The following is a 17,913-nucleotide window of genomic DNA, read 5'->3' as shown; positions in this document are numbered from 1 at the left end:
ACCTTATGAAATACCCTCACGTTGAGCAACACAGCGAAGAAGATTGTGGCGCTGCTTGTCTTGCTTCAATTTCTAAATACTATGGGCGCACTTTTACGCTCAGTCACATCCGTGAAGCGGTAGGAACTGGACAGCTTGGAACCACATTATTAGGGCTAAAGCGAGGAGCAGAAACACTTGGGTTCAATGCTCGTCCAGTTAAAACTTCGCCAGAACTTTTAAACCGGATGAACGAAGCACCCCTACCAGCAATTATTCACTGGAAAGGGCATCACTGGGTAGTTTTATATGGCAAGAAGGGTAACAAATGTGTAGTTGCAGATCCGGCTGTAGGCGTTCGTTATCTGTCTAAAAAAGATTTAGTAGAGGGTTGGACAGATTGGTTGATGCTTCTGCTAGAACCAGATCCAACCTTTACTGATCAAAAGGATGATCAAGTTGGTGGCTTTTGGCGCTTCTTTAAACGCGTTTGGACTTTCCGTAGCATTCTAGCTCAAGCATTGCCCCTCAACCTGCTCTTGGGATTGCTTTCTTTAGCTTCTCCTTTTTTGCTACAAATTCTCACTGATGATGTATTAGTTAGAGGTGATACAAAACTGCTTACTACTATGGCGATCGCTGTGGTGGTAATGAATCTTATTTCTAGCAGCCTTTCACTTGTGCAGTCTAACTTAATTGCTCATTTTGCACAACGCCTCCAATTAGGGCTAGTCCTAGAATTTGGGCGGCAAATTTTGCGATTACCCCTTTCTTATTACGAAGCTCGCCGCAGTGGTGAAATTGTTAGCCGATTGCGAGATATTGAGCAGATTAATCTGTTAGTTTCTCAAGTTGTTGTTAGTCTACCTAGTAAATTCTTTATTGCTATAGTTTCTCTGAGCTTAATGGTTTTTTATAGCTGGAAACTTACTGTAGTTGCTATCTTGGTAGCTATCTTGATGTCTCTATCTACAGTTGTTTTTCAGCCTAGCTTGCAACAAAAAACCCGCGATGTTTTAGTCACAGAAGCTGAAGCACAAGGAGTTTTAGTAGAAACCTTTAAAGGCGCACTCACCCTCAAAACTACCACAGCATCACCTCAGTTTTGGGATGAATTTCAAAATCGATTTAGTCGTGTTGCCAAACTAACATTAGGCACGATGCAAATTGGCATCATTAATAATAGTTTTTCGACTTTGGTTTCTGGTATTGGCAGTGTTGCCTTGCTGTGGTTCGGTGGAAATTTAGTGATTAATCCGGCTGAAAACCTCAGTATTGGGCAACTACTGGCATTTAACTCAATGAATGGTAATTTCGTCGGCTTAATTGGCACTATCATCACTTTTGTAGATGAATTTACTCGTGCAAAAACAGCTACACAACGCCTTACAGAAGTAATCGATGCCACTCCAGAAAACGAAGGCGATAGTAGAAAGCCTTTTGCAAATATTCCTGAAGATGCTGACATTGTTTGTACAGATGTCAATTTTCATTATGCTGGTCGGCTTGACTTACTAGAAAACTTTTCTTTAACCATTCCTGGTGGTAAAGTTGTCGCCATTATTGGCAAATCTGGTTGTGGTAAAAGTACTTTAGCTAAACTCATTGCTGGCTTATATTCTCTACAATCTGGCAATATTCGTATCGGCTATTATAATCTACAAGATTTATCTCTTGATTGTCTACGTCAACAAGTAGTTCTCGTTCCTCAAGATGCTCATTTTTGGAGTCGTACTATTGTAGAAAACTTTCGCTTGGGAGCGCCTCATGTTACTTTCGAGCAGATTGTCAAAGCTTGCCAGATTGCTGATGCTGATAGTTTTATCAGTAGACTTCCTGATAAATATCAAACTGTTTTAGGAGAATTTGGGGCAAATATTTCTGGAGGACAACGCCAACGACTAGCAATAGCACGAGCCATTGTTACAGAACCACCAGTGTTAATTTTGGATGAATCTACTGGTGGACTAGATCCAGTTAGCGAAGCGCAAGTTTTAGATCAATTATTTAAGCATCGTCGTGGTAAAACCACGATTTTAATTACTCACCGTCCCAAGGTAATTAATCGCGCTGATTGGGTTGTGTTGATAGATCAAGGGAAGTTAAAAATTCAAGGTTCTTTGGAGGAGTTGCACTCCAAGACTGGAGATCATTTGGACTTTTTAAATCCTTAATTATTAGTATCTATTCAGGTAATTATGCTGCACACCCATAATAAAAAACTTCTCCCATCAGTTCATAGTGAAGAGTTTCTTCCTCCTGTTAGTCGTTGGACATCTTTAGCGGGAATTTTTCTGATTGCGAGCGTTGGTGCTGGGATTAGCCTCTCTTCATGGTTTAAATATGATGTCACAGTGAAAGCTCCTGCTACTGTGCGTCCTACGGGAGAAACTCGGCTAGTGCAACCGAAAGTTGAAGGAACAGTTAAAAGTATCTTTGTTAAAGAAAATCAGCTTGTAAAACAGGGAGATGCGATCGCTCGCCTTGATGATCAACAACTACAAATTAAAAAGAGCCAATTACAAGGTAATATCCAACAGAATAGGTTACAAGTAGTTCAAATTGATGCCCAAATTAAAACTCTAGATGCTCAAATTCTAGCTGAAGAAAGAGTAGCAGAGGGGACGGTTTCTTCGGCTAAAGCAGATTTGGGACGCAATCAACGGGAATATCAAGAACGCCAAGTTACTACTAGTAATGATTTACTAGCAGCAGAAGCAAGCTTGCAAAAAGCAGGAGCAGATTTACAAAAAGCTAAAGCCGATTTAGACTTTGCAAAGTTGGATCGTGATCGCTATGAGCAGCTAACAGAAATTGGTGCAATTGGTCGGCGTGAGTTTGAGCAGAAAAAACTTCTAGTTGAGCAGACACAAGCAGTACTTGAAGGACAAAAAAAAGCTGTTGAAATAGCCAAATCTAAAGTAGAATCAGCTAAATCTGCTGTCAATCCTACTAAAGCAACAGTGGCGATCGCTCAAGAACGAATTGCTCAAGAAACTGCTAAAGGTGAAGCAAATATCGCTACTTTAAAAAAAGAAAAGCAAGCCTTAATTCAGCGGCGAGTTGAAATGCAAAGCCAACTCGGACAATCTCAAAAAGAACTCCAGCAGGTTGCAAATCAACTACAAGATACTATTCTTCGGGCAAGTAGTAATGGTATTATTCTCAAGCTGAATTTGCGAAACCCTGGCCAAGTGCTGCGTGCTAGCGAAGCTATTGCTGAAATTGCTCCTAATAATGCTCCTCTGGTCATTAAAGCAATGATTCCCACTCAGGAAATTAAAAATGTCGCAGTTGATCAAAAAGTACAATTGCGGATTAATGCTTGTCCTTATCCTGATTATGGTACTCTCAGAGGTGTTGTTAAAACTGTTTCTCCAGACGCAATTACTCCGCAAAATAACAATACAGGTACAGCAACATCAAGTTCCACATCTCCTGCTGCTAGCTACTTTGAAGCGACTATTCAACCCGAAAATCTGACATTTGGAAATGGCGATCGCCAGTGTCTTATCCAATCAGGTATGGAGGCTCAAGCTGACATTATTTCTAAAGAAGAGACAGCATTGCAATTCATATTGAGAAAGGCAAGATTAATAACTGATTTATAAACAGATGACATTTATAGGATTCCTAGATGAACCGTCCATGACAAATACCTCATTAATTTATTTATCCAACATGCAATTTTGGGAAGTCACAATGTCATATTTTGGCTATTTTCTTGTACATTTTAAACACTTTATTTGGCAGCAATCTGCCATCAATTACCTAGCATTTTTCAGTTGTGCTAGTAACATAACTTACATAAAAATATACTGTGAACCTGAAACTGTGTACGCAAATCATACTTTTAATTGTCTACGTCATGACTCTTGTAAGGTTTTTGGCTTCTTACCAGAGAATACAACAAGCATTGCAGTGGTGGTCTTCTAGACAGTCTATGCGACTGTTTCTAGAAGCCGAGAAAATCCGAGAAGGTTTGTTACAGGAATCCTTCACAATCCGCCGCAGTTTAGATTTGTTAGCAATAGATAATGTGAATTTATCAATCAACAAAACTCAAGAATGCTTAAAACAAGTTGATAGTTTTCATCACTCTTTAGTGCAATTGAGCGATCGCTTATTTCCAGCGTATCTTCAAGATAGCTTACCCTTGGCTATTGAGTGCTTATTAGAACCGTGGCTTGTATCAAATCCCCACTTGTATTTTGATATCAATATGCCAGCATATTGGCGACATGAGCCAGCTGACCGTAGTCTGGTAGTTCTAAGAGCTTTAGAGGAGTTGTTGATTATAACTTTGCCAGAAGTTTTAATGCCAATATCAATTTATATCACTTTACAAGAACAGAAAAATATAGGTCAGCTAATGGTACAAATTACATATCCTGATACATCTACATTTATTTTTTATTCTAATTTACCAGAATTAAAGTATCTTTGCGGAAGCTTTCAATTTTTAACTTCAGGAAAATCTTTTTATCGTAGTCAAAACCTTAGTATTGCGTGTTATTTATGCTGGTAAGAACAATTATTAAATTGTATCCAGACTTCTTCCAAGAGGCTGATGAATAATTATTATAAATTAAAAAGCTAAGATATCTTGCTAATAAGCATACTACGAAGTAATAGAATTTAATATGAAGAAAATTATTTAATCATATAAAAATAAAATTCATACCTACGTTAGCAGTTGGCAGGGTGTTAATTATGAAACAAGCTTTAACCGAGAAAGCATCGCTGAAAATTCTAGTAATTGATGACCACGAATCAGTTTTAGCTGGAACAGTAGATGTACTGCGAAAACATTACCCTGGTGCTGAATTTATCAGTGCTGTAGATGCAAAGAATGCTCTGAGTCAAGTCACTAGCTCGCAGCCTGATATCATAGTTATGGATCTTTCTCTTCCATTTACCCTTGGAATGACCGCACGACCTGATACAGGTGTTCAATTGCTCAGGACTCTAATGAAAAATTACCCCAACCTGAATCTTGTTGTTCAAAGTGCTAATGTGAGAACACTGGTAAGAATTAGACCTGATATTGATAGCCATAAAGGAGGGTTTACCGTTGCAGATAAAAGTCTTTCTACCCAGGAAATGTTGACCAGAGTTGATTGGGCATTACAAGGATTAACTCATACAAAAGACATCAAAGGAATCCATTCGGGATTAGAAGTTAAACCAGAGTGGCTTAGAGTACTGACATTAGCATTTGAAGAAGGATTGCAAGATAAAACTATTGCTGAGCGGATGTGCATATCTGAACGCATGGTGCGTCATTACTGGAGTAAACTGCAAGACGCTTTAGATGTTTATCCTGAAGAAGGAAAAAATATCCGCATTCAAACAGAAATGCGAGCTAGAGAAGAAGGATTGATTGATTAGTTACGCATTAAGAGTCTAGGATCATTAGTTATTAAATATTAGTAAAAACTTCACTTTTTTTTATTAGTTAATAACGAGTGATTAATAGCTGAGGGATGAAATACTGGCATCAGACGCTTATGCAGACCGGACTTTGGCTAAGAATCAAAGAGGAAATGGCCATTTGGCGTGTAGGTGCATTACCAGGTATTGCAGTAATTGGACTAGCAATTATTGTTCGTCTTACTGGTGCGATGCAATCTTTAGAGTGGCTAGCCTTTGATAGTTTTCTCCGTCTGCGTCCTCAAGAATCTATAGATGAACGAATTGTAATTTTGGGGATTAATGAAGATGATATCCGCACTCGCAAAAATCATCCTATAGATTCTCCCATATCAGATCGTGACTTGGCACAGTTGTTGTTGAAATTGCAGACTTATAAGCCCAGAGTTATTGGTCTTGATATTTATAGAGATTTACCAGTTGAGCCAGGTCATGCTGAACTTCTTGCAACTTTTAAAAATCTAAAAAATTTAATTGCTATTGAAAAAGTCTTACCTGATGAAGTTGCTCCACCACCAGCATTATCCGTTCAACAAGTGGGCTTTGCAGATCAAATTACCGATAGTGATGGTAAATTAAGACGTAGCTTATTGGGAACACCGACACGCAAAGGATACAAGTTATCTTTGTCTATCCGTCTAACAGAACTTTATTTAGCTCATGAAGGTATGAGTTTGGAAAATGGTATTAGCGATCGCGCCGCAATGAGGTTCGCCGATACTGAATTACCCAGGTTTTTACCCAACTCTGGCGGATATGTGCGAACTGATGCAGGTGGAGTTCAGGTACTACTCAATTTTCGCAGTGGTAAACAAAGATTTAGAACTATATCTTTGAATGATCTCACAAGCAATAAATTTAATCCAGACTGGATACGCGATCGCATTGTAATTATTGGGATGACGGCCCCTAGCCGTAAAGACTTCATCACTACTTCAGCCATTGAATCGATCAAACCTGCAACAGGGCGAGTTTATGGCGTAGAAATTCAAGCACATGCTGTTAGCCAAATAATCAGTGCAGCACTTGACTCTAGACCCCTTTTAAGAACCTGGGACGACAAATGGGAATATTTGTGGATTTTTACTTGGGGTTTTTTCGGAATTGTTAGTGCTAGGTTCACCAAATCTCCCCTGGAAAATTTTGTAGTTGTTGGTATTGCTAGCTTTAGCCTAGTGGCCTTTAGTTATTTACTCCTGACTTGGGGTTGGTGGGTTCCAGTAATACCACCACTCCTCATTTTAGCTTTAAATGGTATAGAACTCACAGCTCTATATCAATACGACCAAGCTTTGAGATCTAGAATTAAAGCTCGTCAAGCCATCATTGAACGCACATTTGAAACAATTCACAATGGCCCCCTGCAAAACCTAGCTAAAGTTTTGAAGCTAGTTCGCGATCATGATTCGTCAACAAATGAATTACTACCAGAACTTGAAAAAGAACTTGAAAAATTGAACCACGAGCTACGGGGAATTTATGAATTTTTGCAACGAGAACCACCAACCCAAGATACTAGCCTTTATTTAGGGAAAAGCCTGGTGCTGAATTTGCAAGACCCGCTTCACGAAATTCTTTATCAAGTTTACAGTTATACTCTAGAACGAGAATTTCCCTGCTTTAAAACCATTAGGGTTAAAATCCGAACCTTTGAGCCTATAGATGAACGACGCTTGAATATTGAACAAAAGCGAAGTCTGTGCCGATTTTTAGAAGAAGCTTTATGCAATGTCGGTAAACACGCCACAGGAGTAACCCGTCTCGAAGTCACTTGCTCTTCATCTGAAGGTTGGTACACTCTAAGCATTGTAGATGATGGCTTGGGAGTTAGTTCATCTAGAGAAGGTCGCGGAACACAACAGTTCAGGAATTTAGCTCGACAATTTAAAGGAAAATTTCGGCGAGTACCCCTTTCTCCTAAAGGAACGCTTTGTGAATTATCTTGGCCCATAGCAAAGTTTTGGTTGCGGTATTGAAGAGCACAAAAAGCATCAAAAACTCCACCCACAAGGGGATGGAGTTTTTGAACATGGGGAATCGGACATGGGGAAGAGTTACGAATGGCACTAAGAAAAGCCCAAAGGCTTGTGTCGTCTCGTTCCCAGCCTGGGGGCTGGGAATGTGTTTAAAGAGGCTCTGCCTCTTGTCAAGCTAGTGGAGGCGGAGCCTCCCAGAATGGGTTCCCAGCCTGGGGGCTGGGAACCAGTCAGAGCAAGGGCTGTATCTTTTCTTAGTGCCATTCGGAAGAGTTACCAATGCCTAATGCCCCAAGTCGGCGGGCGGCTATCCTTCTACAGACACCTGGGGATGGAGTTTACCGCCGACTTTCTATGAATCACAGGACTTACGCAAGTGTCATATTTTTAACGCCAGAGGTTGTCCAGAGTCAAAGGTCAAAAGTCCAAAAAACCTTGATTCTTGAACGCCACTTGCTTCAAGTCGGCAGAGCCGCCCAACGCAGTGGCTCCCCTTGACCCTTGACTCTTATACCAGAAGCCTTGTGTGCCAGTTGCGTAAGTCCTAAATCAATTAAAAACCATATCTTTCGTAAGGGCACAGCATGGTCTATTGACCATCGCAGGATAATTAAGAAAAGCCTGAAACAACCTATTTTAGTTAATTCACATCACGATGCATTTGTATAGTGCGTAAGTCCTATAAATAGCCCTTTCAAGGTGATTCGTAAAATAAGATTGTTTTTTCTCAGCGCTCTGTGTCTTGAAAAGTTCAGATCGCCGGTTTCCGGCGCTCCGACTTTTCCCTGTGTCTGTGCGGTTCAAAGTAATTTATCTAACCTCAGAGGCGTAGAGAACACAGAGGCAAGAAAAGAGAAGAGAAAGCTAGACGCTGTGCTTATTGTCTCTAGAGCAAGTACCAATGGCTTTTACGACATCTACGCTACCTATAACCCTCTATGAAATTGGGTATTTTCTGTTTGGAATCAGAGATGTTTTATGTAAAAAATAACATGTTAATAAATAGCTTGGTGACTGTTAATAAACTGTTGTTATCAAATAGGCGAAGATAAATTTAAACATTATTTATCAAAGTTTAAATCTATCGATTATCCCATTAAAAAATATTATGTATACATTAAATAAAGTATGGTTTGATAATAGTAGATAACAAAAAAAGTTTAATTAAGTTTTGGAAGTTCATAAAGCAAATCTGGTTTAATAGCAAACATAGTTTATAAATTTTGACAATTATTTTTTCAGTGCAATGCCAAAGGAGGAAAGATGAATATAGAAGCATCTCCGGTTCACAAAAATATCTCCGATAAAGTCCGAAAAATAGCACCTTTAGTTTGTAGTTCACTTTATATCTACAAAAGTGAAATGCACCCAATGATGACTTACAAAAAATGGACTTTGCACAAACTTTTGAATTTCAAGATTTTAACAACTTGTATTTTGAGTACGACCCTAAGCACAACTCAGATCGCACTAGCTGGATATCAGCCACCGTCAGATCAAAAACCCCCAAGTGGATATTCAGACTCATCAGGTGTGAGGGGACGGTGCAAAGCAACTAGTGGGCGATCGCTCACATTACTTGCTCCCATAACTCATGTTGGACGAACCACTTCGCTTCACCCAACTTTTGCTTGGTTTATACCTGACAACCAAGCTGTGCGGATACAATTTAGCCTCTACGAATTTGACACCAGTCTCAAACCGAAAAAGCTAAATATTTATACGCAGCAATTCCAGAGTTCACAAGGAATGATGAAGCGCTCTTTACCACAGAAGTTGCCTGGTTTAAGTGTAGGTAAAAGATATCTTTGGCAATTGCAAACTTTGTGTAACAGTAACCGTCCCTCTCGTAATCCAGTTTCTAGGGCAGAAATAGAGGTTGTACAAATTCCCCAGGCTCTTTTGACTGCGCTTTCTGTCACCAAAGAACCCTCCCTTAGAGCTAATCTCTATGCTGAAGCTGGTATATGGTACGATGCCATTAACGAAGTGCTACCCACATCTGGAGAGCAAACAGGAAGGGCTGTTGCCAGTTTGTTAACTAGTCTTGCCAAGCTAGAGAAAACAGGACAAAGCAGGCATTTGAGCAACATCGCCATGAGCAATGCCATCAGTAATTGATAACAGCTGCTTTTGCAGCAATCCTCGTAAAACTTTTTCCCTAACATCGCCTAGAAGAACAGTAATCTTCGTAAAAATTGTTTCCTAACTGTTCGGTTAAAAAAGCAGAAACCATTTTAAATCAGCGAATTACCTACAGCCAATTACCTATGAGAATAAAAGCGGCCCAGTAGGCGGGATGGGAAGATTGACCATTAGAAATCAGTGCTTGTTGAGCTTGACGCAGAGCCTCAGCTTTACTCACTCCAGAATGACGCCAGGCTTCGTAAAATTTAGTAACTAATTCGACTGTGGAAGCATCGTTAATCGACCAAAGCGAAGCTAGAGCAGTTCTCACACCAGCTTGCACAGCGACTCCAGCCAATCCAAGAGCAGCATGATCATCACCAATAGCAGTATCACAAGCAGTAAGGGTGAGTAAATCTATTGTTTTAGCATCGTGGGCTAGACTGCGAAAGATATTATATAGCTCGGTGATGGTGAGCTTCTCGTTATCACCTGTGACGAGGAAGGTATCTTCGGGAAAGTTGCCAAACTCACCATGAGTAGCAATGTGAACAATAGGATAAACATTTTGCTGGAGTTCGGCTTGTAAGCGATCGCGTGTAAAATTCTCATCCAATAAATGCTTGCTACCTGGAATTTGCTTCTCGACTTGACGAATTTCTGATGCTACGTTGCTCAAAGCCTCATATCTTCGACCATTAACTATTGCATCTTTGGTTAAACCGACAGCTAGGGCCCGGAGCTTTTTGCCGCGTACTGTTTGAAGATTTGTTAAAGTCAGGCTGGGAGTGGTAGCAATGGCATAGTTCTCAACCAAGAATTTCTTACCATCATGTAGCGCCGCCATTGGCACACTGCGAAGAATTCCATCTTGAATGAAAACTAAAGTTTTGATCTGTAATGACTCTAAATCATTCACAAAAGGACGAATTATCCAGTCGTATAACTTCTGTGCCCGCTTGGGATTGTAAGTGATTTCACCATAATTCTCAAGTCCAATACGAAATTTATTGACTTTTACTCTCAGAGTTTCGCTATCAATGTTTATCCACTTGAATTTTTTATACCCATTAGGAAAGCTAACTATAATAGCAGCGTGTTTTTCCAAGATAATAGAGTTAAAAATAGCAGTTTTTTCCGCAATACTTCCTAAATCAAACTGCTGATTATTAGCTCCTGTTAAATTACAATCATTAACACAATAACTTTGCATTTCTACCAGTTGTAACTGATTAATAGCAGCGATTAGTGAGTTAAGATTAAGAATGCTATTAACTTGCTTGACAGTGGCAATATTTTGATCCTCTAAGCTTAATTTTAGGTCAATAAACTGACGATACAATAGTTCAAAAACATCTCGTAAATTAACTTGTAGATATTGATGAATATTCCAAATATCACTGCGAATATTTTTTAAGCCTTCGCATGTTTGTGCATAAGCTTTAGTGGCATCAAATACCTTATTTTGTGCTTTCAAAATACGTCCAGCTTGCCAGTACCATAACAAGAGCCTATCGTCAGCTTTTAAAGGGTTTAAACCTTGTTTAGCAATCTTCTGAGCTTGTATGGTTAATTTGAGAGCTTGCTGGTAATCTTGGCGACATTCATAGAAATGGCCAAGATTTCCCATAGCAAATGATAAGACGGAAAAATTTCTCAGACGTTGAGCAGTTGAGACTGCTTGAACAAGTAAATCTAAAGCTTTCGAGCTTTCCTGAAACTGCGGACATGCGACTAAATACGAAATTGCATCAACAGCAGGAAATTGCACCAAGTTAGCTAAGTCTATCGCTGCATAGACTTTATCTGGTGAATCTGGTAGTTGTTTGAGTACAACCAAAGCTTGTTGTACTGCTACTGAAGCTAAATTTGATGCTTTAGTTTGATGATAGAGCAAAATCGAATTGAGAAGTAAGCGCATTTCGCCTAGCTTATCGCCGCGATCGCGGGCAATATTCAGACCCTTTTGTAAATATTCCAAAACTTTGGGTTTACTTGCATCTTTAATGTCTCCGCCTACATAGCTGTTAATACCTTGATGAATATATTGACTGGTATTAGTAGGAACTTTTATTTGGGTTAGATGCTGTAGCAGATCTAAGGATAGTTGCTGGTTATAAACCCCCGTAGGTAGGTTAAGTCCCAATTTTTGGTGGTGGATGGCATCAGCTTGGCTCTCGAAGTTCCGATGGTCAGTTTTTGACCATCGAATTTCTCGAAAACTACCGCTCAGATTCCTGACTTGTGCAGTTATTTTTTCGCCAAATTGTACCTGCCAAGTTGTCAAAGAAACATGACTTAGGCATAGGCAAAAGGTAAGACTGCACAGAAATAGCCATTTTAACAAGCCACCAACACCTCGTTTGTGGCGTTTGCTGTGCATAAAAGAGTTTTGGTGTGGATTTTGGGGAAATTAAATTATGAAAAATAATTAAATTTATAGTATTTCCACTTAAGTAAAAGTACTATGAATTCTCAGGTAAAACAGTAAAACATCTGTAAAGAGTTAACATTAAATTGCAAAGTTTTTATAAACTAAAATTGTTGAATAAAAAGTACTAATCAAATGACATATAAAAACTATTTTGTTAGTATAGTTTCTTTGATTTAAGTAGGTAGCTGCAAAAAATTGGTCATGTAAAAATAAGTAAACATTTTACAATAATCTGCCAGGTGATATGCATAGGGTAATTTTTTTACAGTCTTCCTAACCTGTGAAGAAGACATACCTTATTTGAATAATGAACAAGATTGAAATGAAATAGAAACTAGAGTTAAAAGAGGAAATTACACCACAGACTAAGTTCCTTAACGTCCTTTTATATAGTTAGGTATCTTTGCACCCATGTACTTAATAAAAACTGGATAATTTCGCTGTAAGCATTTGCGCTCTCAAAGGTGATCTATTCGCAGAAGAATTTTGCTCATCAACCGTGTCACTATAGAGAGTAGAGCGTCAACTTGAGCAATAGGAAGACTAAAGAACGCTGTGCAAATAACATTCTTAGGGACGAGTTCCGGTGTACCTACGCGATCGCGCAATGTTTCCAGTGTTGCCCTGAGATTACCCCAACGGGCAGAGTTGTGGTTATTTGACTGTGGCGAAGGCACCCAGCATCAAATTTTGCGGAGTGAACTGAAAATTAGCCAGCTCTCCCGAATTTTTATCACCCACATGCACGGCGACCACATTTTTGGCTTGATGGGACTGCTGGCCACTTGCGGCTTGGCTGGCAATGTGGAACGAATTGATATATACGGCCCATCTGGATTAAATGAATATATCCAAGCGGCCTCACGTTACTCCCACACACATTTTTCCTACCCGATCAAAGTTCACGCCATCCGTCCAGGGGTAATTTATGAAGATGATGAGTTTAGCATTAGCTGCGGTCTTCTAAATCACCGGATTACAGCTTTCGGCTATCGCGTAGCCGAAAAAGACCGAGCAGGACGCTTTGATGTGGAAAAAGCCAAAGCTTTGCAAATCCCTCCTGGTCGTATTTATGGTCAACTCAAACGTGGTGAAACGGTGACGCTTAACGACGGAAGAGTGATTAATGGTACTCAATTGTGTGGCCCTACAGAAATTGGACGGAAAATTGCCTATTGCACAGACACAATTTATTGTGACGGCGCAGTGGAATTAGCAAAGGATGCAGATGTGTTAATTCATGAAGCAACCTTTGCTCATCAAGATGCAGATATGGCTTTTCAGCGGTTACATTCCACAAGCACAATGGCAGCACAAACAGCTTTAGCAGCTGGAGCGCATCGGCTAATTATGAGTCATTTTAGTCCCCGCTATGCTCCCGGAAATACCTTGGAGTTAAAGGATTTACTTCGGGAAGCTCGTACTATTTTTCCTAATACTGACATGGCTTATGATTTTCTGATTCATGAAGTACCCAGGCGGCGGGAAGTGGAGTTAACCAAAGTAAGCGCATGACATCCTCCATACACTGATTTAGAGTACCAAATGAGCGTGGGGGACTTACGGCGAGTTAGTTAAATTTGAGATTTTTGATTAAACCGCTTTGACCTAATCTAAAATCTAAAACTAACTGTAATTGATCTTAAGGTTAGTAGCAAAATTCATAATACCCAGCAAATATACAGCAGTTTGGTTTGACGAGCAAGTTGTTAACTGTAAATCATCAGTTAAGTTGATGTATCAAAAACATTCTAATAGTATGGCTCAAATATTTTTTGAGCATGTTATTTATATCTAAATACAATTTAGTTAAGGCTTGAACCTCCTTAATACCACTGAAACAGTGGTAACTATGCTCCTATTTTGAAAAGAAAGTTGAAGTTATCCGAATAAATAAATATCACTAGCTTAACTGTATTATTTATATCCTTCATTACAGAAAGACAACCCTAACGGATTGTGACGTTGTGAATGGTAACAGCTTTTATTAAAATTGATGCAATAAATAATTAATTTTTAGTCAAGATTTTTTTATTATATAAATATTCTTTTAAAATTTATTATTCAGATACTGATTTGGAACTTATATGCATGAATTGATCAGCATAAAAGGATTAATGGGCTTAATATTGTGCCAAGTGGTTCTGTCATTATTGAAAGAATAACAGTTTAGTCTTTATCTAAGAATAATTGGCTATATTGTTGCGTACATAGGTATAAAACGGTTCGTCTAATCAAATTTTTCTCGCAATCTTTCATATAGCATTTCGATATTAGAGGAGTTTAATAGTGGTTAAAACTGATCTGAATCAAGCGCAACTGGTTACAAGCCCTGCACAAGAAGCAGTTGGCATCAGACAACTATCTACTATTTTGCTTCGCCGACGCTTTCTGATCTTGGGTGTTTCTGGTGTAGTCATGTCCGTTGCTACTTTCCTAACTGTGATTACCAAACCGACCTACCAGAGCTACATGCAGATATTGGTGAATTCCAACTTATATGATGGCGTACGGTCAAGTAATACCCCAGAAGGTTCAGCCAGCAAGGCTACTGACTTTAATTTTCCAGCTGTTGATTACACAGCTCATCTGAAAATAATGTTAAGTTCCAACCTTATACAGAAAGCTGTAGATTTGCTTCGTTCTGATTATCCAGACATTACTTTAGCAGATATCAAGGGACAAAAAGAAAAGAGGAAAAAAGCACCTTTGGAAGTGATCCAAGTACAGGGAGGAATAGGAGATAATAAGTTTCCTAGTCAAGTATTTGAGATTTCCTTTAAAGACGAGAATCCAGTTAAAACCAAAAAAGTACTTCAAGCTCTCCAGAAAGTCTATCAAGACTACAATATAGAGCAACAAAAGCAGCGTCTGAATAAGGGGCTAGCCTTTGTCAATACGCGCCTACCTGAGATTAAAAAAGAGGTAAGCCAAGCTGAGCAAAATTTAGAACAATTTCGCAGAAAACATAATTTACTTGATCCAGAAGTACAAAGTAAAATCCTTTTAGAATCTCTCGCTGACGTTCAAAAACAGCTGCAAACTACTCGCGCACAACTTCAAGACGTACAAGCTCGCCAGGATAATCTAGAGCAAAAAATGGCGTCTTCATCTCAGAATCCCCTAATTTCCTCTAGTTTAAGTCAGTCAAGCCGCTACCAAATGTTGTTGAATGAGGTTCAACAGACTGAATTGGCTCTAGCAAAAGAGCGGCTGCGTTATACAGACGATTATCCAACAGTAGAAAAACTGAAGCAGCAACGCCAAAGTCAACTGGCGTTATTACGGCAAGAGGTGGGGCGATCGCTAGAAGACAAAGCTCTTGCTGCAAGTAATACCAGAGAACCCCTTTTGACACAGGGTCAGATGGCAGGAGTTGACCCCAAGCTCGTGGACGAGTTAATTCTAGTGCAGACGGCTGCTCTAGGATTAATTGCCAATCAAAAGAGTCTCACAGATTCAGAACAGCAACTCCGCTCTGAACTAAACAAATACCCAAGCTTGATAGCAGAATACAACCGTCTGCTGCCGAAGGTGGAGACTAATCGCAAAACCCTTGAGCAACTACTTCAGACTCAACAGTCCTTGGGACTGAAAATTGCTCAAGGAGGATTCGATTGGCAAGTGTTGGAAGCACCTGCTTTGGGAACCTATGTGAGGAGGAACAGATTATTACTTTTACTTGGAGGAGCGATAATTGGGCCAATCTTAGGTATTGCAGCAGCCCTAATTTGGGAAAAACTTAATGATGCCATCTACTCTACACAAGATTTACAGAAACTGACGAACCTCCGGGTACTGGGTTCAGTGCCAAAACTACCACAGGATAGTGTCAAGAAAAGGTTCCCAAATCTAGCTTTGATTGGGCAGCGTTCAGATGCCTCTTTGGTAGAAACCAGTTCTAGGTTGCCTATCCACGAAACCTTGGATATGATCTATCAAAATATTCAGATATTAAAGTATCCTTTCCCTTTCAAGTCTTTGATGTTGACTTCAGCCCTACCAGGGGAAGGAAAGACAACTTTGGCTTTGGGGCTTGGCGCTAGTGCTGCTCACATGCATCAGCGGGTATTGGTGATTGATGCTAACCTACGATATCCTAGCCTGCACAAAAAACTGGAACTCTCCAATGACTGGGGACTATCTCTGTTATTAGTTGATGAGACAGTTAGCCACATACAAGATTACATCCAGCCCATTCATCCCTCAATAGATATCTTGACTGCTGGGCCCATACCAGAAGACACAGCGAAGCTGCTCAGTTCTAAGCGGATGAAAGAACTGCTTGAGTTGTTTGAGCAAACCTATGACCTAGTGCTGATAGATGCTCCGTCAATTTTAAGCACAGTCGATGCTGGGATTGTGGCATCCTTCTGCAATGGGATTGTCATGGTAGAGCGCATGGGTAAAGTGACTCGAACTGAACTGACTCAAGCTATAGAAATTTTAAGGAGATTGAATTTAATTGGAATTATTGCTAATGATGTGAGTCATTTTCCGAAGGTTTAGGCATTGTTCTATTCGAGAGTTGATTATCCAAATAGGCGCTAAAGCACTTGATGTAAGCGTTTTCAGTATAAAGCACGAATTACATGAGCATGAATAGCTAATTTCCACCCTATAACCAAACCAAAATGCATAATTAGTAAAAGGTGGCAACCTCCTGTGTTGGAGAACTGTCTCATCTTTAGTTGTAGATATAGTCTACAGCACCAATCAGATACTAATGTGATTAGATGATCAGCATGAAATTCCAACTTTACTTAAGCTCTTTATTTTCCCAGGTTAAAGGATGTCATTGGTGGATAAGTATTCTCTTGTGGATGGCTTTGGTTGCACCAGCTCAAGCATCCGTAATTCTGCGTATAGCCATTGAGAGGGGGGTCAATCAGGTAAAAGTCGGCAGTTCCACGACTGGGATCATTAAAGATAGTACTGGTCGTACTCTTGGACAGTTACCAGCGATGAGTGCGTATTATGCTCAAGCCGTTCCTGGCGGAGTTGCTTTAGATAAGTGGCAGTCTGGTTTATTTTGGATTGAGCCGACAGGTAAAGGATTTGTTTATATTGGCGATCGCTGGTATCGGGGCAGAACTCTCGTTGTGCCTACCGAAAAAGGTTTAACAGCTGTTAACTGGGTTGATGATCAAGAATATCTCTACAGCGTTATTGGTGGGGAGATGGATGCCAGATGGCCCTCAGAAGCTCTGAAAGCTCAAGCGATCGCCGCCCGTACCTATGCCCTCTACGAGCGAGAAAAACAGCGCAAGAATCCCATCTACGACTTAGGTAGTAGCCCAGATCGCTGGCAAATTTACAAAGGTGTAATCAGTGAATCTCCTGCTACTTATGCCGCAGTGGATGCTACAGCAGGGCAGGTACTAACTTACCAAAATCGAATTATTCTCTCAGTCTTCCACGCCTGTTCTGGGGGACATACCGAAAACGTAGAAGATGTTTGGGGAAATACCTTGCCTTACCTGCGTGCTGTTCAAGACTACGATCAAAATATCAGCGAGTGTAATTGGGTAAAAACCTTCTCGCCTGCTGAAATTAACGCTAAATTTCCGACAGTGGGCAATGTGAAGGAGATGATTCCAGAAACATACTCGCCTTTCCGCAGTGTTAAAGTCTTGAAAATTGTCGGCGATAAAGGTGCGAAAGTATTACAAGGCGAGGAAGTGCGTACGGCTCTCAAGCTCAAAAGTACCCGCTTTAATGTCACCAAGGGAGCAGATGGAAGTTTTGTACTCCAAGGGCTTGGCTTCGGTCATGCTTTAGGCATGAGTCAGTGGGGCGCGTACAATCTAGCTCGCAGAGGAGCCAACCATCTGCAAATTTTGGGGCATTATTACCAAGGTGTTGCTCTAACTCCAATTCAGGCAAGGTAATTAGAAACTGAGGAATCAGAAGCAGGGGAAGCAGGGGGAAAATAATTAATGCCCCATGCCCCATGCCCTATTC

The 17,913-nt window shown here is 40.1% G+C and carries 11 protein-coding genes; 10 read left to right on the top strand and 1 reads right to left on the bottom strand.

Going from position 1 to position 17,913, the window contains the following annotated elements; translation table 11 throughout:
• The first annotated feature begins 5 nt into the window (after positions 1-5).
• The 7 genes from IQ246_RS16040 to IQ246_RS16010 all read left to right on the top strand — a co-directional run bounded on the left by IQ246_RS16040 (position 6) and on the right by IQ246_RS16010 (position 9,509).
• Entirely contained in the window at positions 6-2,153 is a 2,148-nt protein-coding gene (locus IQ246_RS16040) for a peptidase domain-containing ABC transporter (RefSeq protein WP_194004346.1), read from the top strand.
• Positions 2,154-2,177: 24 nt separating this feature from the next.
• Entirely contained in the window at positions 2,178-3,590 is a 1,413-nt protein-coding gene (locus IQ246_RS16035; RefSeq protein ID WP_194004345.1) for an HlyD family efflux transporter periplasmic adaptor subunit, read from the top strand.
• A 257-nt stretch (positions 3,591-3,847) separates the two neighbouring features.
• Positions 3,848-4,507 (top strand): hypothetical protein, encoded by a 660-nt coding sequence (locus IQ246_RS16030; protein WP_194004358.1) that lies wholly within the window; start codon positions 3,848-3,850, stop codon positions 4,505-4,507.
• A 185-nt stretch (positions 4,508-4,692) separates the two neighbouring features.
• Positions 4,693-5,370: a response regulator gene (locus tag IQ246_RS16025; protein ID WP_194004344.1), complete on the top strand. Its 678-nt coding sequence runs from the start codon at positions 4,693-4,695 to the stop codon at positions 5,368-5,370.
• A 119-nt stretch (positions 5,371-5,489) separates the two neighbouring features.
• On the top strand, positions 5,490-7,388 hold the full coding sequence (locus IQ246_RS16020) for a CHASE2 domain-containing protein (RefSeq protein WP_194004357.1): 1,899 nt from the start codon (positions 5,490-5,492) through the stop codon (positions 7,386-7,388).
• 279 nt (positions 7,389-7,667) lie between these two features.
• Entirely contained in the window at positions 7,668-7,886 is a 219-nt protein-coding gene (locus IQ246_RS16015) for a hypothetical protein (RefSeq protein ID WP_194004343.1), read from the top strand.
• 765 nt (positions 7,887-8,651) lie between these two features.
• Positions 8,652-9,509 carry a DUF928 domain-containing protein gene (locus tag IQ246_RS16010; protein WP_244142054.1) on the top strand — a complete coding sequence of 286 codons (858 nt, stop codon included), beginning with the start codon at positions 8,652-8,654 and terminating at the stop codon, positions 9,507-9,509.
• A 133-nt stretch (positions 9,510-9,642) separates the two neighbouring features.
• Here IQ246_RS16010 and IQ246_RS16005 read toward each other — a convergent pair whose 3' ends face one another.
• The gene (locus IQ246_RS16005; protein ID WP_194004342.1) at positions 9,643-11,898 is read right to left on the bottom strand and encodes a CHAT domain-containing protein; all 2,256 of its coding nucleotides are present in this window, start codon (positions 11,896-11,898) and stop codon (positions 9,643-9,645) included.
• 606 nt (positions 11,899-12,504) lie between these two features.
• Here IQ246_RS16005 and IQ246_RS16000 point away from each other — a divergent pair.
• The 3 genes from IQ246_RS16000 (at position 12,505) to IQ246_RS15990 (ending at position 17,840) form a co-directional block, all read left to right on the top strand.
• Positions 12,505-13,464: a ribonuclease Z gene (locus IQ246_RS16000; RefSeq protein WP_194004341.1), complete on the top strand. Its 960-nt coding sequence runs from the start codon at positions 12,505-12,507 to the stop codon at positions 13,462-13,464.
• Between the two features lie 774 nt (positions 13,465-14,238).
• Positions 14,239-16,458 carry a polysaccharide biosynthesis tyrosine autokinase gene (locus tag IQ246_RS15995; RefSeq protein WP_194004340.1) on the top strand — a complete coding sequence of 740 codons (2,220 nt, stop codon included), beginning with the start codon at positions 14,239-14,241 and terminating at the stop codon, positions 16,456-16,458.
• 236 nt (positions 16,459-16,694) lie between these two features.
• A complete protein-coding gene (locus IQ246_RS15990) occupies positions 16,695-17,840 on the top strand; it encodes a SpoIID/LytB domain-containing protein (protein WP_194004339.1) in 1,146 nt (381 codons plus the stop codon).
• Positions 17,841-17,913: the final 73 nt, after the last annotated feature.

The sequence above is a fragment of the aff. Roholtiella sp. LEGE 12411 genome (assembly GCF_015206995.1).
Taxonomy (GTDB): domain Bacteria; phylum Cyanobacteriota; class Cyanobacteriia; order Cyanobacteriales; family Nostocaceae; genus Komarekiella.
The sequence above is the reverse complement of the archived record's forward strand: the minus strand, read 5'-3'. Positions and strand labels throughout refer to the sequence as shown.